The sequence below is a fragment of the Salinicola halimionae genome (genome assembly GCF_003206065.1).
GTDB classification, from domain to species: domain Bacteria; phylum Pseudomonadota; class Gammaproteobacteria; order Pseudomonadales; family Halomonadaceae; genus Salinicola; species Salinicola halimionae.
Window position 1 is genome coordinate 57,764 of the sequence record NZ_PZJQ01000003.1, and the last position, 22,150, is coordinate 79,913.

19 protein-coding genes are annotated in these 22,150 nt (G+C 61.5%); 4 read left to right on the top strand and 15 right to left on the bottom strand.

Annotation, left to right across the window (positions count from 1 at the left end; all coding sequences use genetic code 11):
- Nucleotides 1–7 precede the first annotated feature (7 nt).
- The 6 genes from DOM27_RS05085 to leuC form a co-directional block, all read right to left on the bottom strand.
- Entirely contained in the window at nucleotides 8–2,281 is a 2,274-nt protein-coding gene (locus tag DOM27_RS05085) for a type IV pilus assembly protein FimV (protein ID WP_110654997.1), read from the bottom strand.
- A gap of 184 nt (nucleotides 2,282–2,465) precedes the next feature.
- Nucleotides 2,466–3,581 (bottom strand): aspartate-semialdehyde dehydrogenase, encoded by a 1,116-nt coding sequence (gene asd, locus DOM27_RS05090; RefSeq protein ID WP_110654998.1) that lies wholly within the window; start codon nucleotides 3,579–3,581, stop codon nucleotides 2,466–2,468.
- Nucleotides 3,582–3,726: 145 nt separating this feature from the next.
- Complete coding sequence (leuB, locus tag DOM27_RS05095; RefSeq protein ID WP_110654999.1) at nucleotides 3,727–4,806, bottom strand: 3-isopropylmalate dehydrogenase; 1,080 nt, start codon at nucleotides 4,804–4,806, stop codon at nucleotides 3,727–3,729.
- A 9-nt stretch (nucleotides 4,807–4,815) separates the two neighbouring features.
- Nucleotides 4,816–5,631: a class I SAM-dependent methyltransferase gene (locus tag DOM27_RS05100; RefSeq protein WP_110655000.1), complete on the bottom strand. Its 816-nt coding sequence runs from the start codon at nucleotides 5,629–5,631 to the stop codon at nucleotides 4,816–4,818.
- Nucleotides 5,624–6,268 carry a 3-isopropylmalate dehydratase small subunit gene (gene leuD, locus DOM27_RS05105; RefSeq protein WP_110655001.1) on the bottom strand — a complete coding sequence of 215 codons (645 nt, stop codon included), beginning with the start codon at nucleotides 6,266–6,268 and terminating at the stop codon, nucleotides 5,624–5,626. Before leuD ends, DOM27_RS05100 begins: the two co-directional genes overlap by 8 nt.
- Nucleotides 6,265–7,737, bottom strand: coding sequence for a 3-isopropylmalate dehydratase large subunit (gene leuC, locus DOM27_RS05110; protein ID WP_110655002.1), 1,473 nt, complete (start codon nucleotides 7,735–7,737; stop codon nucleotides 6,265–6,267). Before leuC ends, leuD begins: the two co-directional genes overlap by 4 nt.
- A gap of 195 nt (nucleotides 7,738–7,932) precedes the next feature.
- On the opposite strand from leuC, the gene DOM27_RS05115 reads away from it, so the two are divergent.
- On the top strand, nucleotides 7,933–8,832 hold the full coding sequence (locus DOM27_RS05115; RefSeq protein ID WP_110655003.1) for a LysR family transcriptional regulator: 900 nt from the start codon (nucleotides 7,933–7,935) through the stop codon (nucleotides 8,830–8,832).
- 80 nt (nucleotides 8,833–8,912) lie between these two features.
- On the top strand, nucleotides 8,913–10,142 hold the full coding sequence (locus DOM27_RS05120) for an MFS transporter (protein WP_110655004.1): 1,230 nt from the start codon (nucleotides 8,913–8,915) through the stop codon (nucleotides 10,140–10,142).
- Between the two features lie 177 nt (nucleotides 10,143–10,319).
- Here the strand turns inward: DOM27_RS05120 and aroC are convergent, their stop codons facing one another.
- Both aroC and prmB read right to left on the bottom strand, forming a co-directional pair.
- Nucleotides 10,320–11,411: a chorismate synthase gene (gene aroC, locus DOM27_RS05125; RefSeq protein ID WP_110655005.1), complete on the bottom strand. Its 1,092-nt coding sequence runs from the start codon at nucleotides 11,409–11,411 to the stop codon at nucleotides 10,320–10,322.
- 35 nt (nucleotides 11,412–11,446) lie between these two features.
- Entirely contained in the window at nucleotides 11,447–12,403 is a 957-nt protein-coding gene (gene prmB / locus DOM27_RS05130; RefSeq protein ID WP_245392592.1) for a 50S ribosomal protein L3 N(5)-glutamine methyltransferase, read from the bottom strand.
- A gap of 158 nt (nucleotides 12,404–12,561) precedes the next feature.
- Between prmB and DOM27_RS05135 the strand changes: the two genes are divergently transcribed.
- A complete protein-coding gene (locus DOM27_RS05135) occupies nucleotides 12,562–13,173 on the top strand; it encodes a Smr/MutS family protein (protein WP_110655150.1) in 612 nt (203 codons plus the stop codon).
- Nucleotides 13,174–13,212: 39 nt separating this feature from the next.
- Here the strand turns inward: DOM27_RS05135 and DOM27_RS05140 are convergent, their stop codons facing one another.
- The 3 genes from DOM27_RS05140 to DOM27_RS05150 are packed head-to-tail and all read right to left on the bottom strand — an operon-like array spanning nucleotide 13,213 to nucleotide 15,970.
- The gene (locus DOM27_RS05140) at nucleotides 13,213–14,289 is read right to left on the bottom strand and encodes a patatin-like phospholipase family protein (protein WP_110655007.1); all 1,077 of its coding nucleotides are present in this window, start codon (nucleotides 14,287–14,289) and stop codon (nucleotides 13,213–13,215) included.
- A complete protein-coding gene (locus DOM27_RS05145; RefSeq protein WP_110655008.1) occupies nucleotides 14,286–15,167 on the bottom strand; it encodes an alpha/beta fold hydrolase in 882 nt (293 codons plus the stop codon). The genes DOM27_RS05140 and DOM27_RS05145 overlap by 4 nt, the downstream gene beginning before the upstream one ends.
- Complete coding sequence (locus tag DOM27_RS05150) at nucleotides 15,164–15,970, bottom strand: alpha/beta fold hydrolase (protein ID WP_110655009.1); 807 nt, start codon at nucleotides 15,968–15,970, stop codon at nucleotides 15,164–15,166. The genes DOM27_RS05145 and DOM27_RS05150 overlap by 4 nt, the downstream gene beginning before the upstream one ends.
- A gap of 260 nt (nucleotides 15,971–16,230) precedes the next feature.
- Between DOM27_RS05150 and DOM27_RS05155 the strand changes: the two genes are divergently transcribed.
- Nucleotides 16,231–17,178, top strand: a complete 948-nt coding sequence (locus DOM27_RS05155) for an AEC family transporter (protein WP_110655010.1) — start codon at nucleotides 16,231–16,233, stop codon at nucleotides 17,176–17,178.
- 100 nt (nucleotides 17,179–17,278) lie between these two features.
- Here the strand turns inward: DOM27_RS05155 and DOM27_RS05160 are convergent, their stop codons facing one another.
- From DOM27_RS05160 to DOM27_RS05175, 4 genes are all read right to left on the bottom strand, one after another.
- The gene (locus DOM27_RS05160) at nucleotides 17,279–18,856 is read right to left on the bottom strand and encodes an aldehyde dehydrogenase (NADP(+)) (RefSeq protein ID WP_110655011.1); all 1,578 of its coding nucleotides are present in this window, start codon (nucleotides 18,854–18,856) and stop codon (nucleotides 17,279–17,281) included.
- Nucleotides 18,857–19,130: 274 nt separating this feature from the next.
- Nucleotides 19,131–19,952, bottom strand: a complete 822-nt coding sequence (locus DOM27_RS05165) for a FadR/GntR family transcriptional regulator (protein ID WP_245392594.1) — start codon at nucleotides 19,950–19,952, stop codon at nucleotides 19,131–19,133.
- A 43-nt stretch (nucleotides 19,953–19,995) separates the two neighbouring features.
- The gene (locus DOM27_RS05170; RefSeq protein ID WP_110655012.1) at nucleotides 19,996–20,805 is read right to left on the bottom strand and encodes an NAD-dependent epimerase/dehydratase family protein; all 810 of its coding nucleotides are present in this window, start codon (nucleotides 20,803–20,805) and stop codon (nucleotides 19,996–19,998) included.
- 64 nt (nucleotides 20,806–20,869) lie between these two features.
- Nucleotides 20,870–22,150: a TRAP transporter large permease gene (locus tag DOM27_RS05175; protein ID WP_110655013.1), complete on the bottom strand. Its 1,281-nt coding sequence runs from the start codon at nucleotides 22,148–22,150 to the stop codon at nucleotides 20,870–20,872.

The following is a 22,150-nucleotide window of genomic DNA, read 5'->3' on the forward strand; positions in this document are numbered from 1 at the left end:
AAAGTCGTTAGGGGCGACCATTATCCCGATGCGACGACTGGAATTCCACCTCCTCGACATCCCACCCGGCGGGAACGCCCCGATGTTCGCCGTCAGGCTTGCCCGCGGATGGCTTCGGGGCCGCTTCAGGAGTCTCGTTGCGACTGTCCTCCCGGGGCGCATGGCTATTGACGGCAACCACATGGCGACTGTCGTCGTCAGCAACCGCTGCTGCGCTAATGGGTTCAAGGGATAGCGCCGAAAAATCGATGGTCGGCATTGGCCGTGACGTTTCGTCTTTTGCGTCCGATGACACGCCCCCCGCGTCGGATGACGTCGAAGAAGACGGTAGCACGTCGTCGGTCGTTGGGACGTTCAACTCCAGCGTCGGCGCCTCGTAGTCGATACTGGTGGCCGTCAGCGAAATATCCGACGCCTCCTGCGGCACTAGCCATTCATCATCGAATGGAGCCGATGCCGAATCATACCGATCCTCGGCTCCGCCGAGGTCGTCGCGTCGAGAGGATCGAAGAAGATCGGCGCTTGTCTCAAGGGGAGTGACCTGGGCCTCGAATAGCGCATCGACATCCTGCACGTCGCCGCTAAATACCTGAATATTTTCTCCCTCGACCTCGCTTTCGGCGTCGTCTGCTGTCGCCTCCTGCCAGCTCTCCTCGACGTATCGTGCACGGTAATGGTCGGCGAGTTCTCTCCCTTCACGCCGCTGTTCTGATGTCGCGTCGTAGCCAAACCCGGACAACGCCTCTTCCAGCGCCTCCATCTCTCGCAGTTCGCCCAAAGCTTTCAGCAGCCCCAGACGAAGATGCGCATCCTCCGTCTGCGCCAGCCGCTGACGAAGCCAGTCCCGTGCTTCGCCATGACGTCCGTAAGCCATATAGATATCGGCCTGACTGATCGAGCCGGAATCGGCATCTCTAGCGACGGGCCGTCGCGATGTCGCTGATTCCTGCTTTGCAAGCGTGTCGGTCGCTGGCGACCTCGATGGCGAAGGAGCGACGTGGCGGGAACGTTGGCGTCGTCGCTGCCAGATCCACAGCCCCAGCAACACCACCAGTATCGCGCCGCCGATCCAGTCGAGATGAACGAGCAGACGCTTCCAAAATGACGGCGACGGCAGTGTCGGGGACGGCCCCGGCGCTGCCGCCACGGCTGCAGCAACGGCGCCCGACGTCGCGACGCCCGCCTTGGTCGTATCCGCATTCATTCCATCAGTCGCCCCATCAGGCTTTAACCGATCAGGAACCACCGTCACCGGGGCAATGGTCGCCGCCGCAGAATTTCTGACGTCGCGGGTGCCTCGAACCGCGAGCGCGCCCTGCAAGGCGTCCCGTTCGGCTTGCAAAGTATCGATCGTCGCGCGCTGACGCTCGGTTTCTGCAGTCAGGTCCGATAGCCGCTGAGTCAGCATCGCGAGTTGCGCGGATGGCGGTACTTCAGTCGTCGCCAACGCGTTCTCTCGGCCCACGATATCGATGACCGGCCGATCATCCTGCGTTCCCGACAATTCGGCGAGGGTAGCCGCAGCCTCGTGTCGAGATATGACAGCGACGTCGTCAAGCAATGGCACATTCAGACCGACGCCGGCACGCAGCCGATCGGGATCGCTACCGATGAAAGCCGAGGCATTGGACTGGAACAGCGCTAGCATCAGCGCTTCACGGCTCACACCGGGCTGCGGCAACAGCGATGCCGCCAACGTTGACAGCGAATCTCCGGGGCGAACGGTCACGCGCGAGGGCCACGCCAGCGTTCCCCGTCGAGTGGATTCTGAATGAGTATCCCCGGTCACGGGGACGCCCGCCGCCATGGCATTCGTCGCCAATGATGCCAAAGCCTCCCGACCCTGCCAGGCACTGCGGTCGCCATCGATCAACGGCGGCGCACTGGCGTAATCGACCGGATCGAACAGCAACGAAATCTCGCGCTGCCACTGCCCCTCCGGCCAGGTGACGACCAACAACAGATCGAGGAAAGGTTCTTTCACGCGGCGAGGACTGTCGAGCACCACGCTGAGCATCCTGCCCTCTCGCACGACTTTGGCCGACACGGTATCCGTCAATGCGCTTCGGGTCAGCCCGGACTGGCGATAGGCGGCATCATCAGCGATCGCCACCGAGATCTGCGAAGTCTCGAGACCGCGACCATCAGTCAGCGGCAGCACGACATGCAATGGCCGATTGAGCGGCGAAAGCTGTTGCGGTTCGCCAACGCCGAGCGCCTGAGCCGACGAAGCCAGCGTCAAACAGAGTCCGCCAACCAGAAATGTGAGCCATTGCCGCATGTCGTCCCTCGCCAGCGCATTGGAGTCAGTATCGACTCCCTCATCGGCAAGAGCTCAGTAAACTTTAACATTGCGTAACAATATGTCGCACACAGGCAGTTCCAACGTCCACGACGGTGTTAAGCGCAAAAAGCCCTGCCAACTTGAGCTGGCAGGGCTTGACATGGCGAAACCGGAGTGAGGTTCAGGCGCGTTCGCGCAGAATCTTGAGCATCCGTTTCAGCGGCTCGGCAGCACCCCACAGTAATTGGTCGCCAACGCTGAACGCCGTCAGGTAGTCGCCCCCCATGGCCAGCTTGCGCAGGCGGCCCACCGGGATGGTCAAGGTGCCGCTGACCGCCGCCGGGGTCAGGTGCTCGAGCGTCGCATCCTTCTCATTGGGAACGACCTGGACCCAATCATTGTGCTTGGCCAGCCGGTCCTCGATCTCGTCGATCGGCACGTCTTGCTTGAGCTTGATGGTGAATGCCTGACTGTGCGAGCGCATCGCGCCAATCCGCACGCACAGTCCATCGATGGGGATCGGGCTGGAACCGGTTGCGAGAATCTTGTTGGTCTCGACGCCGCCTTTCCACTCTTCCTTGCTCTGGCCGTTGTCCATCGCCTTGTCGATCCAGGGCAACAGGCTGCCGGCCAGCGGCGCGCCAAAGTTATCGACCGGAAACTGGCTGCCGCGCATGTTGGCGGTCACGTCGCGATCGATATCTAGAATCGCGCTGGACGGCGTCGCCAGGTCCTTGGCGACCGCAGAATGCAACGATCCCATCTGGCCGATCAGTTCGCGCATGTGCTTGGCGCCGGAGCCGGAAGCGGCCTGATAGGTCATCGAGGTCATCCACTCGATCATGTTGGCCTCGAACAGCCCACCCAGGCCCATCAGCATCAGGCTGACCGTGCAGTTGCCTCCAACAAAGGTCTTGGCGCCTTTGACCAACTGCGCGTCGATGACGTGACGGTTGACGGGGTCGAGCACGATGGTCGCCTCGTCCGCCATGCGCAGCGTGCTGGCCGCGTCGATCCAGTAACCCTTCCAGCCAGCCTGACGCAGCGGCTGATAAACCGCGCCGGTGTAGTCGCCGCCCTGGCAGGTGACGATGACGTCCATCGCCTTGAGCGACTCGATGTCGTTGGCGTCCTTCAGTGCCGGTACGTCGACGCCGATGTTCGGCCCGGTTTGCCCGGCCTGGGAGGTGGAGAAGAACACCGGCTCGAGCCCGGTGAAATCATTGTCATCCATCATGCGCTGCATCAGCACGGAACCCACCATCCCGCGCCAGCCGACGAATCCGACTTTCAACATAGATTTCATACCCCGAAACTTTTTAGTGGTCATGAAGCGACACGACGACTCATTCGAGTCGTCGCATCATGTCAATCCTGAAACCTTATTATAGCGCATTGGTCTAGCATATCCGCCCTCAGATATCCGCCCTGCGCCTCCAGGCTCAGGCGCTGGCAAAAGCGGCCAGAACGGCATCCCCCATCTCGCGGGTAGAAACCTGACGCGTTCCCGGATAGGCGATATCCGCAGTGCGCAGACCTTGATCGAGAACCTGACCGACGGCACGTTCGATGCGCTCGGCAAGCGCGGGTTCACCCAGCGAGTAGCGCAGCATCATCGCCACCGAGAGGATCGTCGCCAACGGGTTGGCCAACCCCTTGCCGGCAATGTCCGGCGCGCTGCCGTGGCACGGCTCGTACATGCCCTGCTGCTTCTCGTTCAGCGAAGCCGACGGTAGCATGCCGATCGAGCCGGTGAGCATGGCAGCGGCGTCCGACAGGATGTCACCGAACATGTTGCCGGTGACGACCACATCGAACTGCTTGGGCGCGCGCACCAGCTGCATGGCAGCGTTGTCGACGTACATGTGCGACAGCTCGACGTCCGGGTATTCCGGCGCCAACCGATTCATCACCTCGCGCCATAGAATCGTGACCTCGAGCACGTTGGCCTTGTCCACCGAACAGAGTTTCTTGCCCCGCTTCTGCGCCATCTCGAACGCCACCCGGCCGATGCGCTCGATCTCGGACTCGGAATAGACATAGGTATTGAAGCCGACCCGCTCGCCATTGCGCTCTTCGATGCCTCGCGGCTGGCCGAAATAGATACCGCCAGTCAGCTCACGCACGATCATGATGTCGAGCCCGGAGACCACTTCCGGCTTCAAGGTAGAAGCCTCGGCAAGCTGCGGATAGAGCAGCGCCGGGCGCAGGTTGCCGAACAGGTTGAGGTTCTTGCGCAGACCCAGCAGTCCCTTTTCCGGACGCTTGCTCAGATCTTCGAGCGTATCCCATTTGGGGCCACCCACGGCGCCCAACAGGATCGCATCGGCAGCCTTGGCCTTGGCCAGTGTCGACGCGGGCAGCGGCTCGCCCTCGGCGTCATAGCCGGCGCCGCCGACCAGCCCCTCTTCCAGCTCGGCATCGAGACCGGCCTCGCGGCAGGCGTTCAGAATCTTGACCGCTTCGGCGGTGATTTCCGGGCCGATACCGTCACCAGGCAACACCAGAATCTTCTTGCTCATGCATTTTCCTTAAACGTGTTCTTTGGTCGCCCACAGCACCAGCATGTCCGTGGTAAAGGAGCCGTCATCGCTGATGTCGAACGCAGCGCGCACCTCCTGACCGACATCATGCTGCAATTGACGAATCGCATCGCGCATCACGTCCGGCGTGCGCATCCGCGCAATCCAGGTCTCGAAATCCAGACGCAGGCGTTGACGCGAGTTGGCCGTCATCACCAACCCCGCTTCGCCAACCATCTGCGCCCACTCGCTCGGCGCGTAGTCGCGCACATGGCTGGTATCACGCAGCATTTCGACGGTTTGCAGAAAGCTGTCGAAGAGCGGTTGCTCGGATGCCGCGACATCGATGAAAGCCGCGACGCCGCCAGGCTTCAGCACGCGCCTCACCTCGCGCAGCGCCAGCCCGACGTCACGCCAGTGATGGGCGGAAAAACGGCTAAACACCGCATCGAAAGTGCTGTCGGCAAACGGCAGCGACTCGGCGACACCCTGAACCGTGCGGATATTGCCAAAGCCGCGATCCCTGGCCGACTCGCCGACAACGTCGAGCATTCGTGGCGACAGATCGTAGGCCACGACTTCCGCCGCCAGGTCAGCGATCTGGAAGCTGACATGGCCGGCGCCGCAACCCAGATCCAGCACGCGAGCGGCATCGATCCCACCAACGCGCTGTCTCAGTTGAGCAAATTCCTCGCCCTGAGCATGGACCTGGCTCGCCAGATACGCTGCCGCCTGGCCGCCGAACTGACGTTCGACGACGGCGCTATGGTTGGCAGCGCCGTGATCCGCCCCGCTGCCATTAGTGCATCCACTGGAATCAGGCATCGCGGAACAGCCATGGATTCGAGGGGCGATGGCGGCTCTCGAAATCACGAATCGCTCCCGACTGTTCGAGGGTCAAACCGATATCGTCGAGCCCTTCCAGAAGGCAGTGCTTGCGAAACGCATCGACTTCAAACGGAAACGCCTCACCGCTCGGCGTGATGACTCGCTGACCTTCCAGATCGATATCGAGGCGATAGCCCTCCGTTGCCTCGGTCGCCTGAAACAGACGCTCGACCGTCGCCTCGTCCAACGTGATCAGCAGGATCCCGTTCTTGAACGAGTTGTTGTAGAAGATATCGGCGAAGCTAGGCGCGATCACCACGCAAAAGCCGAAGTCATCCAACGCCCAGGGCGCATGTTCTCGCGAGCTACCACAACCGAAGTTGCGACGCGCCAGCAGTACCTGGGCACCACGATAGCGGGGCTGATTGAGCACGAAATCGGGATTGAGCGGGCGGCTGGTAGCATCCTGGCCCGGATAACCCTCATCGAGATAACGCAGCTCATCGAAAAGGTTGGGCCCGAAGCCGGTACGCTTGATCGACTTCAGAAACTGCTTGGGAATGATCAGATCGGTGTCGACGTTGGCGCGATCCATCGGCGCGACCAGTCCCTGCAAGCGTTCGAACTTTTTCATGCGCTCATCTCCCCAGCATCTGCGCGACCCATGTTGTTTCCAGGATCATAATCATAATCCCGGACGTCCACGAAGTGGCCCTCGACGGCCGCGGCGGCCGCCATCGCCGGACTCACCAGATGGGTGCGACCGCCGTAGCCCTGCCGCCCCTCGAAATTTCGATTCGAGGTCGAGGCACAGCGTTCGCCGGCACCCAGTTTGTCGGCGTTCATGGCCAGACACATGGAGCAGCCCGGCTCACGCCATTCGAAGCCGGCTTCGACGAAGATTCTGTCGAGCCCTTCGGCTTCGGCCAGCCGCTTAACCAGACCGGAGCCCGGCACCACCATCGCCAGTTGGATGTTAGTGGCGACCTTGCGCCCCTTGGCCACCTTGGCGGCTTCGCGCAAGTCCTCGATACGGGAATTGGTGCAGGAACCGATGAACACCTTGTCGAGCTGGATGTCGGTGATCTTCTGGCCGGCGCTCAGCCCCATGTATTCGAGCGCGCGGTTCATGCCCTGAGTAACGGTCTCATCATTGGCATCGGTCGGATCGGGCACTCTCGCCGAGACGTTGGCGACCATTTCCGGGCTGGTGCCCCAGGTCACCTGCGGCTCTATTTCGGCGGCGTCGAGTTCGACGATCTTGTCGAAATGCGCGTCATCATCGGAAACCAGATCACGCCATGCCTCGACCGCCGCCGGCCACTGATCCGCGGTGGGCGCGAAGGGACGCCCCTTCAGGTAGTCGATCGTATGATCGTCCACTGCTACCAGTCCCACCCGGGCGCCGGCTTCGATCGCCATGTTGCAGATCGTCATGCGGCCTTCCATGGAAAGATCGCGGATCGCGCTGCCGGCGAATTCGATCGCGTAGCCGGTGCCGCCAGCGGTGCCGATACGGCCAATGATTGCCAGCACGATATCCTTGGCGGTGACACCGAGTCCCAGCTTGCCCTCGACACGCACCTGCAGGTTTTTCATCTTCTGGGCAATCAGACACTGCGTGGCGAGCACGTGCTCGACCTCGGATGTCCCGATACCGTGAGACAACGCCGCAAACGCGCCGTGGGTGGCGGTATGGGAGTCGCCGCAGACCACGGTCATGCCCGGCAGCGTGGCGCCCTGCTCGGGTCCGACCACGTGGACAATCCCCTGACGTTCGTCGTTGATCCGGAATTCCTCGATCTCGAAGCTCTCGCAGTTGGCATCCAGCGTTTCGACCTGAATGCGCGAAACGTCATCGAGAATCCCCGCGTTCCCGGCACTGCGCTCCTTGAGCGTGGTCGGCACGTTGTGATCCGGCGTGGCCAGATTGGCATCGCGACGCCACGGCTTTCGGCCGGCGAGACGCAGCCCCTCGAATGCCTGCGGTGAAGTGACTTCATGCAGCAGGTGGCGATCGATATAGATCAGCGCCGAACCGTCGTCGCGCTGAGTCACCAAATGCTGCGCCCACAGCTTGTCATAGAGCGTCTGGCTTGCCATGTGTGTCATCTCCTCCGTCACGCTGTCTCGGGCAGCTTCAGTGACGTAACGCGTGCGAATCGTAGCGTCGGACAACGACGCCGCGAATGATTGGACGATCAAGATACGGTGCCGGCGTGCATAAAATCAATTCATCTTGATTATGCTTTCGATTCCATAACAGAATTGACGAATTCATCAGACAGGAATCAACCCTTGGACACTCAAAGCCTGCAAGCTTTCATCGCGGTCGCCGATACCGCATCGTTCTCGCTGGCCGGCGAGCAGCTGCATCTGACCCAGCCGGCGATCAGCAAGCGAATCGCCACACTCGAATATCAGACCGGCGCCAAACTGTTCGACCGCATCAATCGTCGCGTCAGCCTGACCGAGGCTGGCCGGCTGCTGTTACCTCGGGCGCGTCAGATATTGCAGCTGGTCGAAGACAGCCGTCGCACCTTGAGCAACCTGAGCGGCAGCATCGAAGGCAGTCTGACGCTCGCGACCAGCCACCACGTCGGCCTGCATCGACTGCCACCGGTACTCAAGGCCTTTACCCAACGCTACCCTAACGTGGATCTAGATCTGCGCTTTCTCGATTCCGAGCAGGCCTATCATGGCGTCATCGCCGGGGAGATCGAACTGGCCGTGGTGACGCTGTCGCCCCGCCCCAATCCCCAGGTGGAATCGGTGCCGGTATGGATCGATCAGTTGCGCTTCGTGGCAGCCCCCGGGCATCCGTTGACGACTCAAGGCGAGTTGCCACTATCGAAACTGGTGAACTACCCGGCCGTGCTACCGGGCCCGCTGACCTTCACGCGCGATATCGTGGTGGGATCGTTCAATCGAGAAGGACTGGTCATCGATGTCGCGCTTTCTACCAACTACCTGGAGACGCTGAAAATGATGGCGGGTATCGGGCTGGGTTGGAGCGTACTACCGGAAAGCATGATCGACGAGGAGATCGAAGTGTTACCCGTCGCGCATCCGCCGATCGAGCGCCGGCTGGGCTATCTGGTGCACAAGGGTCGTACGCTCTCCAATGCCGGACGGGCGATGATTGCGGAACTGGAAAGTGCGCGAGCCGCCAGACGGTCGCCAAGCGACTATGCTTGAATGCGTTTCTTCGAGATGCCAACTCGACTTTCAGGCCATCACCAATCCGAGCAAGCCAACATACACAGGAGCTGCCATCCATGACGCAGGACGATCAGGGTACGTCCCGATACTCGGATTCGCAGGACGGGAAAGCCATCGAATCGCTGCGGCTGGGCCTGGTATCGGCGCCGGAACTACCGGAACGGATCGTCAATCGAATCGCCGACCAGCTGCCTGAGCTACTCGGGTGCCATATCGACGATCGCCACCACTGGCACGTCGACTGCCTCACTGATCCGCTGATCGGCGCCGATGACTCGACGACCAACGTCATCGAACAGGTCGAGCGTATCAAACGCGACAACGGCTGGGATTACGCAGTCTGCATCACGGACCTGCCACTATTCCGTGACGATCGAATGACGCTGGCGGAGGCCAGTGAGAACCTGGGCGTCGCGATTATTTCCCAGCCCGCGCTGGGTATTTCGCCGCTCAAACGGCGCCTGCGTGAAGCCATCCTGCACCTGGTCAACGAGATGCATCACGGCAGCGACGGCCATCATCGAGAACGCCAGCAAGAGCACATGGAAAAAAGCCAGCAGGCTCGCGAGCGGAGCGGCATCCGTAATCGAAGTTCTCGCGAGCTGATGGGCTCGCGTCTCTCCGAACGCCTGGTGCCGATAAGGCGGGTGACACCGGACGACGAGCACGAGAAGGATGTCGATGTTCGCTTCGTCAGCGCAACCAAGTGGCTAGGCTACGCCAAGTTGCTGGGCGGTATGGTCAGAGCCAACCGCCCATGGACGATCCTGCCCGCCTTCCGACGAATCGTGGCGGTGGCGTTTGCCACCGGGGCCTACGGGCTGATTTTTCCGACCCTGTGGAAACTCAGCGCCGCCTATGACCTTTATCGATTCTTCGTCCTGATGATCGCCTCGATCATCGCCATGGTGATCTGGCTGATTCTCGATCACGGACTATGGGAGCCACAACGCTACACCAGCAACGATCGGCTGACACGTTTCTACAACCTGACCACGGTGCTGACCCTGGTCGCAGGCGTAGCGTGCTACTACGCGATCCTGTTCGTGCTTTTCCTGATCGCCGTCGTGCTATTCGTGCCGGCCAGTTTGCTGGAATCGACGGTCGGCCAGTCAATCAGTTGGCTTACCTTCCCGGCGCTGGCTTGGCTTGCCACCTCGGTCGCTACTGTGGCCGGCGCGCTGGGGTCAAGCCTGGAAAGCGACGAAACGATACGCAGCGCCACCTACGGCTACCGTCAGCAGCTGCGGCAACGCAAGGTCAAATCGCGGCAGGCAGAGGACTAAGAGAAAGAGGAGAAAGAGCACCGAGCGAAAGACGAGCAAAAGCAAGAAGAAGACACGCAGAATCAGGCCGAAAGGCAGACCAGAGCACCACGAAAACACCCACAGGACGACGAGACGTCCTGATCACGACACCCGCCGGGCGGCAGGCATCGTGTTACATCACACGGCGGCTCCCGATCAGCGCTGACCGAGACGCGGCGTATCGACGCGAACGTCGGCGTTCTGGCCACGATGGCGCAGCAGATGATCCATCAGCGTCAGCGCCATCATCGCTTCGGCAATCGGCGTGGCGCGGATGCCGACACAGGGATCGTGGCGCCCTTTGGTCACGACCTCCACCGCGTCGCCATTGACGTCGATGGAGTGCCCAGGTTGAGTGATGCTGGAAGTGGGTTTGAGCGCCAGATGCGCAATGATCGGCTGGCCACTGGAGATGCCGCCAAGTACGCCACCGGCATGATTGGAGAGGAACCCGTCCGGAGTCATTTCATCGCGGTGCTCACTACCACGCTGAGCAACGACATCGAAGCCATCGCCGATCTCGACACCTTTCACCGCATTGATGCTCATCAGCCCGTGAGCCAGATCGGCATCCAGGCGATCGAAAACAGGTTCTCCCAGCCCCACCGGCACGCCCTCGGCGATGACCGTGATTCTGGCGCCCACCGAGTCCTGATCCCGACGTAGCTGGTCCATGTAAGCCTCGAGTTCAGACAACTTGTCCGGATCCGGACAGAAAAACGGATTGTCGTCAACGCCGTCCCAACTCTTGAACTCGATCGGGATGGGGCCGAGCTGACTCATGTAGCCGCGCACCTGAATACCCATCTGCGCTAGCCACGCCTTGGCGATCGCCCCCGCAGCCACTCGCATGGCGGTCTCGCGGGCACTGGAACGGCCGCCTCCGCGATAGTCGCGAATGCCGTACTTGTGGTGGTAGGTGTAATCGGCATGGGCCGGACGGAACTGCTCGGCGATCTTGGAGTAGTCCTTGGAGCGCTGATCGGTATTTTCGATCATCAACCCGATCGGCGTGCCGGTCGTCTTGCCTTCGAACACACCGGACAGGATCTTGACCTGATCCAGTTCGCGGCGCTGGGTCGTATGGCGCGAGGAACCCGGTCGGCGGCGGTCCAGATCGCGCTGCAGGTCTGCCTCGCTGAGTTCGAGCCCCGGCGGGCAGCCGTCGACGATGGCGCCCAGCGCAGGACCATGACTTTCACCGAAAGTGGTGACGGTGAACAGTTTGCCGAAGGTGTTGCCGGACATGCGCGATCCTCAGAAAAGAGACGGGGAATTTGGATTCAAGCCGGACGTGTTGCGACGAAGGATTCGGCGTGGGTGTCGAGATCCTCGGCACTCAGCGCGAATACCCCTTCGCCGCCTCGCTCGAACTCCAGCCACAGAAACGGCACTTCGGGGAAGGCCGCTTCCAGATGCCGCATGGAGTTGCCCACCTCGACGATCAGCATGCCGCCGTCGTTCAGATAGGTCCGGGCTTCACGCAGAATGCGCCGAACGATGTCGAGTCCATCACGGCCGGCGCCCAGCGCCAGATCGGGTTCGTGGCGATACTCTGCCGGCATCGTCGCCAGATCGCGGGCATCCACATAGGGGGGATTGCTGACGATCAAATCGTAGTGCTGCCCCGCTACGCCCTCGAACAGGTCGGATGCCACCGCGCGCACTCGGCGTCCGACATCATGCCGCACGATATTGGCCTTGGCGACCTCGAGCGCCTCCACGCTGATATCGACCAGATCCACTTCGCAGGTTGGTAGATACAGCGCCGTAGCGATGCCGATACAGCCGGAACCGGTGCACAGATCCAGTACGCGGTTCGGGGGCAGCTCGTCGAACCAGGCCGAGAAGCCCTGCTCGATCAGCTCGGCGGTCGGCGAACGCGGAATCAGCACGCGTTCGTCGACCTCGAACGGGAATCCGGCAAAGAACGACTCGCCCAGCAGATAAGGTAGTGGCCGACGGGTTTCGATCCGACTGCGTACCAGCGAAACGATACGCCGCCGCTCGAGACCCAGCAGCCGCGCATCGAGCACCGCCGGATCGACGTCCCATGGCAGATGCAGCGCGCCCAGTACCAATGCCACCGACTCATCCCAGGCGCTGTCGGTGCCGTGGCCGAAATGCAGCCGATGGGCATGGAATTCGGTAGTGGCCCAGCGTAGACAGTCGCGTACGCTGAACAGGTCTCCGGCGATGGCGTCATCGGCTAGCGTCAGGGTCGACTGCTTAGAGGACATGGTCAGGGCTCGCATCTGTCTGAAAAACGGACGACGATTGTACGCGCAAGGCTCGCGCGTTCACAGTCGGCCATGCCACGGCGCACGGAATCGGTTACCCTTCCGCCCGCCGAATGATTCAAGCCATCGAGACCGCGATCAGCAGAGGCACCATGGCCATGACCCACTCCTCCGGCGATGACGACGATCGCCCCGCGAATCCCGACCCTAGCGATGAGCCCGATAATGCCTTCCGCGAGGCGCTGGAGGCGGCCGGCGTCAAGCGGCTCAGGATAAACCGTGCCCAGACCGGTCGCCCTCGGCGCAATGCACTCAATGTCAGCGCACGCCGCGAGGCGGCGGAACAGGCATCGGCTCAGATGCAATCGGCGCTGTCGGACGGTGGCGTCGAAGCGGTAACGCCGCATCAGCGCCTCGAATTCTCGATTCCGGATTTACCCAGGCGTACCTTCACTCAGCTCAAGAAGGGTCACATACCCTGGGAAGGCGGGCTCGACCTTCACGGCTACACGCTCGACGAAGCCCGTGTCGAGCTCGAAACCTTCGTCGATGACGCCATCGCCAACCGCGTTCGCTGCGTGCTGGTGGTTCACGGCAAGGCCCGCGGTTATCGCGGCAGCGGCGCGGACTACCCGGTAATCAAGAGCCACGTCAATACCTGGCTCAAGAACTGGTCGCGGGTGCTGGCATTCTGCTCGGCGAGCGAAATCGACGGCGGCACCGGCGCGCTCTACGTACTGCTGCGCACCCGCGGCGACCATGCGCCGTGACTAGGGCAAGTTCTACTCGCTATGATCCGCCATTCGCCATCAGCCATGCCGCTTGGGCGACGATAGCGGCAACGGCAGCCGCCCCTGCGGATCGGCACTGCTGGACGGGTGTTTGTGGCCGTCGACCGGCTCGGCGGTAACGGTCGTCCGGTCTCGTCGATGTTCATGCCTATCAAGAGCCTGGGCGGTGAGATAGCGCCCCAGCTCGATCAGCGCCTCCGCCCGATGAAACTCGTAGGCGCCGCAGACACTCTTGGGGACTTCGATCAGAATATCCGGCGGATAACCGGCGATCTTGTACTTGGCCAGCGCAGCCTGAGTGATATCGAACGACGCCAGCATCATGTCGAGCTTGCTCCAGGCGCGTTCGGTCTGGCTGGACCAACTGATGTTCTCCGACGCGACCTCTTCATCGCCGAACGACGAAACCATGCCTTGCACTCGCGTTCGCACATTCCTCAGCCAACCGCTGAAGCTCTTGCCTTCGGCTTGTCGCTTGATCTCCCGCGCCTGCTCTTCCGCAGCCTGATCGGCAGGCAACAGCTCTTCCAACGTGACCGGCCTCGACGTCTGCGCAGTCGCGTTGACCGCCAGCACGATGTCCGCGTCGACGGATACGGTAGGAATGATGGGAAGCGGATTCAGCAACCCCCCATCGACCAGCACATGGCCGTTTTCCTGAACCGGAGTAATGATGCCGGGCACCGCAATCGAGGCACGGATTGCCCGTAGCAGCGGCCCGCTCTGGAACCATACCTCGCGCTGACGGTTCAGATCGGTCGCCACGGCGGTGAACGGCATCGGCAGATCCTCAATGCGGATATCCCCGACCAGCGATTCGAGCTTGGTCATTACCTTGCCTGCACGCATGGCGCCCATGGCACTCCAGGTGATATCGACCAGTCTCAGAATGTCGAAATAATCCAGCTGACAGACCCAGTCGCGATATCCGTCGAGTTTACCGGCAGCGTATACGCCACCGATCAAGGCACCCATCGAACAGCCGGAAATCGAGACGATGTCGTAGCCGCGAGCCTCGAGCTCCTCGATCACGCCGATATGGGCGTAGCCCCGCGCACCGCCACTTCCCAGGACCAATGACACTCGAGGTTTCATGATACGGGCTCCCCGATGATCGATTGATGCCAGCGTACGATTTCGGAAGCCACTTGCGCTACTCTCACGCGCTCCAGATGCAAATGATGGCCGCCGGAGACGATTCGCCGCTCGAGCCCGTCGATTCGACGACACGCCTCTCCGAGGTAGGGACGCTCGGTCAATACGCCGCCGGTCGCCTGCAATAGCAGCACCGGGGCACGAATGCCAGCGACCGTTGCCAGCATCTGCGCCGCGGTCCAACGCAACAGCGACGGCTGGACCAGCCGACGATCGGTGCGCCAGTGGTAGCGTCCATCCTCGCGGTTGACCAGATTGCGCTCGACGATCGGTTGCGCGGTATCCCCATCTATTCGAGTAACACCACCGCGCACCCGCGCCGCGACGGCATTGTCAAGGGTCGCATAACCTTTGCCGGCACTACGTGGCCGCCGACGCGCGTGCAGCGCGGCCTGCAGTTGCGTCGCCGTCTCGTCAGGCTCGCTGGTGGTCGAGGCCAACCCGTCGATCAACACCAGCCGATCGACGCGTTCCGGTGCGGCGGCGGCGATCAAGCTGGCAACGCCCGCGCCCATCGAGTGGCCGACGAGCGTCGTCGAGCGCAGATCCAGTACGTCCAGCGCATCGAGAACATCGGGTACATAGCCCCACAGCGGATAATCGGCGCCCGCCCCCCGATGGGGTGAGTGGCCGTGCCCCGGCAGGTCCAGTGCCACCAGACGAATGCCCAGCGTTGTGACCAACGCGGGCGCCAGCCGCGAAAACGTCGCCGCGTTGTCCAACCAGCCATGCAGAGCGACCCAAGTAGGCGCGCTCGTCTCGCCCCAGCTCAACGCAGCCAGACGGTTTGCTCCCAGGACGAGCGTTTGCGGGCTCATGTCGACGCCTCGAGCATGTCCTCGGCCGCGGCCAGAATCGCCTGGCGGGTAGCCTGAGGATGCTCGAACGGGAACATGTGGCCACCCGGTACATAGCGCAGTCGCACGCCCAGGCGTGTGAGCGTGCGTCGGCGTGCGGGCGTCAGCAGATCGGAGTCTTCTCCGGCGATGACCGTCAGCGGCACCTCGAGTTTGCGCAGCACCGCGGTGAGATGATCCGGCAGGTGGCGAAACACCGCAGCTTCCGTCCGGGGCGCGAAGACGAGCCTGGCCGCGCCGCTATCGTCGACGATGGTCGTCGCCCCGGTGACATAATCGTCCAGCGCGGTCTCGGTGAAGCGCTGAAACAGCGAACGATGACGCAGCGAGGCGGCCATGACTTCTCGGCTGGGCCAGGTCTCGCGGCGACGCAACGCCTTGCCGGCGGGCGTCACGCGGTCGACGAAGCCCGCCAGCTTGGCGAATTTGAGCATCCAGGCGTCTCGCCCGAGCAGCAAAGGGGGATCCAGCGCTATCACGGCGCGGAAATGTTGCGGCGCTTTGGCGGCGGCCATGATCGACAGCACACCACCCATGGAGTGGCCCACGGCAACGATCGGCGTCGATAACGGTTCGATGGCCGATAGATACTCCTCACGCAGTGCCAGCCAGTTGCGCCCGACCGGAAACGCAGGGTCATGCGCCAGGCGGTCCAGCGGATGCAGTTCGAAATGTGGTGCCAACGGCTGCAATAGCGTCCGATAACTGGCGCCGGTGAAACCGTTGGCATGGGCAAAGACCAATGGGTAACGCAGCATCGACATCCGAATTCCCTTAGACTATCGGCGATAAAACAGTCGCCGATGAACGATCGACTGTCACAACTGACGATTGTAAATTTTAACGACTTCCGTCGAACGCCACTGCTTGTGTAGCGACGTTCGTACCGACTCCAATCAAGGATTGTACTGTGTCTCGCAAAGGAACCCATCGTGATACCCGCCTTCGTAACCGATTATTCTGGGCGCTGCTGATCGCGGCGCTGGTCGTCGGCTTCTGGTTAGTACGCGGCGGAGACTGATCCATGGGTCTGCTGGCGGCGTTCACCCATACCCTGGAAATCACGCTACCGGTGTTTCTGATGGTGTTTCTGGGTCTGGGACTCAAGCGGATCGGCTGGATCGATTCGCATTTCATCACGACGGCGTCGATGCTGGTATTCAAGGTCACCATGCCGGCGCTACTGTTCCTGAGCATCATCAAGGCAGACCTGAGTCGCGCACTGCAGCCGGAGCTGATCGGTTACTTCATCGCCTACACCGTAATCAGTTTCCTGCTGGCCTGGGCCTGGTCGGTCTGGCGACACCCTCGGGTCGAGCGAGGCATCTTCACCCAAGGCGCCTTCCGCGCGAACAACGGCATCGTCGGTCTAGCCCTGGCGGCCGGCCAGTACGGTGATTACGGCCTGTCCGTCGGCGGTGTACTGGCCGGCGCGGTTATCGTCATCTACAACGTCTTCTCGGTGTTCATCCTGTCGCTCTACAGCGATGACGTGGCTACCGACTTCCGCAGTCTGGTCAAAAATCTGGCCAAGAATCCGCTTATCCTGAGCGTTGTATTCGCGATTCCGGTGGCGCTATCGGGCTTCGAGCTGCCCGGATGGATCATGACCTCAGGCGGCTATCTCGCCGGCATGTCGCTGCCGCTGGGGCTAATCTGCATCGGTGGCACGCTCTCGATCAGCGCGTTCAAACGCAGCAGCGCCATCGCCCTGGACGCCAGCCTGTGGAAGCTGGTGTGGGTGCCGCTTTTTGGGGTTCTCGGCGCACTTGCCGTGGGCATTCACGGTCCGGCGCTGGGAATTCTCTTCCTCTACCTGGGCTGCCCCGGAGCCGCCGCCAGCTTCGTCATGGCCAAGGCGTTCAAGAGTAACGATAAACTAGCGGCCAATATCATCGTCATCACCACTTTCGCCTCGATGTTCACCTTGAGCCTGGGGCTATTCCTGCTGAAATGGTTGGCGCTGGTTTAGGCATCTGACCGTAATCGACGCGAAAGAAAGGGCCGCTCTTTCGAGCGGCCCTTTTCATCCCATGATTACTCTAGCATCAACGGCGTTGGGCCTGACGAAATCAGTCTTCGCGTTCGCCGTCCAGCAGGCGACGCAGCTTCAGCGGGTTGCCCTCGCGCATGGCTTCCGGCAACAGCGCATCCGGCAGATTCTGATAGCAGACCGGACGCAGGAAGCGGAAGATCGCTGCCGTGCCGACGGACGTCGAGCGCGCATCCGACGTAGCCGGGAACGGACCACCGTGAACCATCGCGTGACTCACCTCGACGCCGGTCGGCCAGCCGTTGGCCATGACGCGGCCTGCCTTGCGCTCGAGCGTCGGTAGCAGCCGGCTCGCGGTATCGATGTCCGCATCGTCCATCTGCAACGTTGCGGTCAGTTGCCCCTCCAGCGCTTCGGCGACACGCTTGACCTCGGCCGAATCGCGGCAGGCGACGATCAACGAGGAAGCCCCGAAGATTTCAGCCTGTAGCGCCTCATCGGCGATCAGGTCCTCGCCGGTAGTCATGAAGAGCCCAGCCTGACACTGATTAACCCCCTCGCCTGATGGCCCCCGCGCCAGTTCATGCACTTTGGCATTACCGGCCAGTGCCGAAACGCCGCGATCATAAGCCTCGTGGATGCCGGGCGTGAGCATCGTCTGAGCGACGCTGGCCTTGACGACCTCGCTGGCCGCTTCGACGAACGCGTCGAGATCCGGGCCTTCGATGGCGATCACCAGCCCCGGGTTGGTGCAGAACTGACCGGCCCCCATGTTGAGTGATCCGACGAACGACTCGGCCAACGCCTTGCCACGCGCTTTCAACGCCGCCGGCAGCAAGAACACCGGGTTGATACTGCTCATCTCGGCATAGAAAGGAATCGGTTCTGGACGCTTCTGGGCGATCTGCAGCAATGCCAGCCCACCCTTGCGCGATCCGGTGAAACCGCCCGCCTTGATTCGAGGGTCGGCAACCAGCGCCTGGCCGACTTCGAAGCTCGAATCGTGCAACATGGAAAAGACACCCTCCGGCAGGCCGCACTTCTTGACCGCCGCCTGCACGGCACGACCGACCAACTCGCAGGTACCGGGGTGCGCCGGGTGCGCCTTGACCACGACCGGGCAACCCGCGGCCAGCGCCGACGCGGTATCACCACCGGCGACCGAGAACGCCAGCGGGAAGTTGCTGGCACCGAAGACGGCGACCGGGCCAAGCGCGATGTGGCGTTGGCGTAGATCGACGCGCGGCATCGGTTGGCGATCCGGCAGCGCCGGATCGATGCGAACATCGAGCCACTCGCCGGCCCGCACGGTCTTGGCAAACAGACGGAGTTGGCCGCAGGTGCGTCCGCGCTCGCCTTGGATACGGGCCTGAGGCAGACCGGACTCGGTCACGGCCTGATCGATCAGCGCATCCCCGATCGCTTCGATTTCATCGGCGATCGACTCGAGAAAAGTGGCGCGATCCTCGAGTGAGGATTCACGATAGCCGTCGAATGCGGACCAGGCCAGCTCGCAAGCTCGTGCCACGTCTTCCTGCGTACCGCCAAAGAACTGGGTCGGCAGCCGTTCGCCGGTCGCCGGATTGATCGCCACGATCGGATCGCGGCTACCCTTGATGGCTTGTTGTCCAATCAATAATTCGCCGGTCAGATTCACGTTACCTCCTGGCAAGATACTGGAATGAAAGACGGATGACGCAAAGTACATTCGGGCGACGCAGGTTCGAGCATGGATTTGCTCCGGTGTGACTCGCTCGAACATGACAATGCGCGAACGTCACGATGTCGAACGTGGTAATGCAGAACCTAGCAATGATCGCGTACCGCAACACCAGTGCAGCATCAGGGCACTGCCACTCGGGAGAATGGCAGTGCAAACCAACGAGACTTCGCTCGTGTCGGTTCGAATGGTCATCCGAGCCGGTGGGACGTCACGCTCGAGGACGGTCCTGATACGCCGCGTAATTGTCGTAGGCCCGCTGAAGATGCCGATACATGGCATCGCGTGCGGCTTCCGCCTCACCGGCGACTATCGCCTGCAGGACATCAGCGTGCTCACGAGCGACCCTTTCAAGATAGTAAGATACCGCTTCGGGGTCGAGCTCTACCGACAACAACTTGGTTCGTGGAATGGCGCCTTCGTTGAGCTGATCGTATAACGAGACGAAAAACGGGTTGTGCGTCGCCTCGACGATGGCCCGGTGAAAGACGTAGTCCTCATGACGCGCCTGACTGCCAGAATCGCAGGCGGCAAGGAATTGTTCATGAGCCGCCTGTATCGCTGCCATGTTTTCCGATGTCCGCCGCTCGGCTGCCAGCGCCGCGGCCTGGGAATCCAGCGTCATACGCATTTCGAGCACATGCAGAATATCTTCCACCGTGTTGGCGCTGATACGCCGTGCGGGGAAATGATGATCCGGCGCGGAACGCAAAACGCGCGTCCCGATACCCCGGCGCGTTTCGACCAGCCCCATCGACTTGAGATGGGCAATCGCTTCGCGCACCGCGGTTCGGCTGACGCCGAACATTTCGCACAGTTGGCTCTCGGTCGGCAACTTGTCCCCCACCGCGATGCGGCCCTGAGTGATCAGGGCCTCCAACTGCCGGGCGATCTGGCGCGAAAGACTCTCCTGAGAGGAGATGCGCTTGATCTCCCAAGCTCTGGTCTGCTCCATCGTGCTGCCTACCTTATTGAATTTCTTGTCCGCCACTGGCTCCATGATCGCCCTGGCGCGGTCGTTGCTGTAAAACATTCGAGACCGCTAGCATACCAGCTTGACCCATCCAGGCATTGGATCATGTTTCGTCGTCAGGATGCCCAAGCGTTGCGAATTTGCCGCCCTGATAGATGACAGCGGGGTCATTCGGATCCTGCGGGGACTCCGCTGCTTCAGCCTCGACTTCGGCCCGCCATGGCGCCGAACTCTCCTGCGGCGCCCAGCCCAGGAACTGAGCATGGCGATTGTCCCACCACTGTTCGTCGTTATCGGAGACGCCGTAGATCACGGTGTATCCCAGCTTGGGTGCCACGAAGGCTCGCTCCAGTAGCGCCACGAAATCCTGGACGCCCAGCCAGGTCGCCAGCATGCGGGTATCCTTGGGCTTGGGAAAGCAGGAGCCGATACGCACGCTGAGCGTCTCGATCGCGAACTTATCGAAATAGAGACTCGCCAGATCTTCACCGAAGCACTTGGAGACGCCATAAAGCGAATCCGGCCGACGCGGTACCTGAGTGTCGATCCTCGTCGAACGCGGATAATAGCCGATGGTGTGATTCGAGCTGGCAAATACGACGCGCGGCTTGCCCTGCTTGCGCGCCGCTTCATAGAGATTGTAGGCCCCGATGATATTGGCCTGAAGGATTCCTTCCCACGGTTTCTCCACCGAGATGCCGCCGAGGTGAACGATACCGTCGCAGCCACTGACGAGTGTTTCCACCGCCGATGCGTCGGCCAGATCGCAGCTGACAATCTCCTCGTGCTTCCCGGCATCGTCGATCGCCTCGATGTCCGACAGGCGCACCTGACGGGCCAGCTTCGAAAGATACGGACGGATCGCCTGCCCGACGCCGCCGGCTGCACCGGTAACCAGTAATCGATTCAGCATGTTTGCCTCTTCTCTTCGTTGATGGAGATGTCGAATGATTCGACGACCGAGCGGGCTCGTGGAATCACTGCAGCAACTCAGGCAAGGTCAGCGAAATGGCCGGCACGTAAGTGACCAGCATCAGCACCACGAACAATGCCAGATAGAACGGCCAGATGGTCTTCACGGTCTGTTCGATCTTGATTCCGCCGATCGCGCTGCCGACGAACAGACACCCGCCGACCGGCGGCGTGCACAGACCGATGCCCAGATTCATCATCATCAGAATCCCGAACTGAATGGGGTCCATTCCGAACTGCTGGGCTACCGGCAGGAAGATCGGCGTACAGATCAGGATCAGCGGTGCCATATCCATGATCATGCCCAGCGCCAGCAGCAGCAGGTTGAGCATCAGCAATACGACGATGGGGTTGTCGGAGAATGACGTCAGCGCATTAGCCAGCATTTCCGGCACGTTGTAGAGCGCCAGCAGATAGGAAAATGCCGACGCGCAGCCGACCAGAATCATCACCAGCGCAGTGGTCTTGACTGCCTGGTAGACCGCCTTTTTGAACGACGCCCAGCGTAACTCGCGATAGACGAGCCCGGTGACGACGATGGCATAGATCGCGCCGAATGCACCGGATTCGGTGACGGTCAGAATACCGGACAGTACACCGCCGACGATGATCACCGCCGTCAAAAGTCCCGGCAGCGAGGCGACGAAGCTGATTAACAGCGCATACCAACCCGGAAAGGGCTCGCCACCGTAGCCGCGCTTGACCGCCACCAGATACGCCGCCACCGCCAGCGCAAGACACATCAGAATGCCGGGGACGATACCCGCGACGAAAAGCTGGGTCACCGAAATGCCCCCGCCGGCTGCCACCGCATAGAGAATCATGTTGTGGCTGGGTGGAATCACCACCCCGGCAATGGAAGACGTCACCGTTACGTTGACCGCGTAATCGGTGTCATAGCCCTTTTCCTTCATCACCGGAATCAGAATCGAGCCAAGCGCTGAGGTATCGGCAACGGCAGAACCGGAGATGCCGCCAAACAGCATCGACGAGGTCACGTTGACCATTCCCAGACCACCGCGGACACGCCCGACGGCCGCCGAGGCAAAACGCACCAGACGCGTCGAGATACCGCCGTGCAGCATCAGTTCACCGGCGAAAATGAAAAACGGAATCGCCAGCAGCGAAAACACCGAAATCCCGGAAACGATTCGTTGAAATCCTACAAACAGCGGTAGCCCTTCATAAAGAAACGTCACGATCGAGGCCAACCCTACGGCAAAGGCGATTGGCGCCCCCACGATCAATCCCAGCAGAAAGACTCCAAAAAGAATGGCTAGTCCCAT

Bases quoted from the DNA above. Each gene is read 5' to 3' on its own strand.
- DOM27_RS05085 (WP_110654997.1), bottom strand. From the start codon at position 2,281: ATGCGGCAATGGCTCACATTTCTGGTTGGCGGACTCTGTTTGACGCTG.
- asd (WP_110654998.1), bottom strand. From the start codon at position 3,581: ATGTTGAAAGTCGGATTCGTCGGCTGGCGCGGGATGGTGGGTTCCGTG.
- leuB (WP_110654999.1), bottom strand. From the start codon at position 4,806: ATGAGCAAGAAGATTCTGGTGTTGCCTGGTGACGGTATCGGCCCGGAA.
- DOM27_RS05100 (WP_110655000.1), bottom strand. From the start codon at position 5,631: ATGCCTGATTCCAGTGGATGCACTAATGGCAGCGGGGCGGATCACGGC.
- leuD (WP_110655001.1), bottom strand. From the start codon at position 6,268: ATGAAAAAGTTCGAACGCTTGCAGGGACTGGTCGCGCCGATGGATCGC.
- leuC (WP_110655002.1), bottom strand. From the start codon at position 7,737: ATGGCAAGCCAGACGCTCTATGACAAGCTGTGGGCGCAGCATTTGGTG.
- DOM27_RS05120 (WP_110655004.1), top strand. From the start codon at position 8,913: ATGACGCAGGACGATCAGGGTACGTCCCGATACTCGGATTCGCAGGAC.
- aroC (WP_110655005.1), bottom strand. From the start codon at position 11,411: ATGTCCGGCAACACCTTCGGCAAACTGTTCACCGTCACCACTTTCGGT.
- prmB (WP_245392592.1), bottom strand. From the start codon at position 12,403: ATGTCCTCTAAGCAGTCGACCCTGACGCTAGCCGATGACGCCATCGCC.
- DOM27_RS05135 (WP_110655150.1), top strand. From the start codon at position 12,562: ATGACCCACTCCTCCGGCGATGACGACGATCGCCCCGCGAATCCCGAC.
- DOM27_RS05140 (WP_110655007.1), bottom strand. From the start codon at position 14,289: ATGAAACCTCGAGTGTCATTGGTCCTGGGAAGTGGCGGTGCGCGGGGC.
- DOM27_RS05145 (WP_110655008.1), bottom strand. From the start codon at position 15,167: ATGAGCCCGCAAACGCTCGTCCTGGGAGCAAACCGTCTGGCTGCGTTG.
- DOM27_RS05150 (WP_110655009.1), bottom strand. From the start codon at position 15,970: ATGTCGATGCTGCGTTACCCATTGGTCTTTGCCCATGCCAACGGTTTC.
- DOM27_RS05155 (WP_110655010.1), top strand. From the start codon at position 16,231: ATGGGTCTGCTGGCGGCGTTCACCCATACCCTGGAAATCACGCTACCG.
- DOM27_RS05165 (WP_245392594.1), bottom strand. From the start codon at position 19,952: ATGTTTTACAGCAACGACCGCGCCAGGGCGATCATGGAGCCAGTGGCG.
- DOM27_RS05170 (WP_110655012.1), bottom strand. From the start codon at position 20,805: ATGCTGAATCGATTACTGGTTACCGGTGCAGCCGGCGGCGTCGGGCAG.
- DOM27_RS05175 (WP_110655013.1), bottom strand. From the start codon at position 22,150: ATGGGACTAGCCATTCTTTTTGGAGTCTTTCTGCTGGGATTGATCGTG.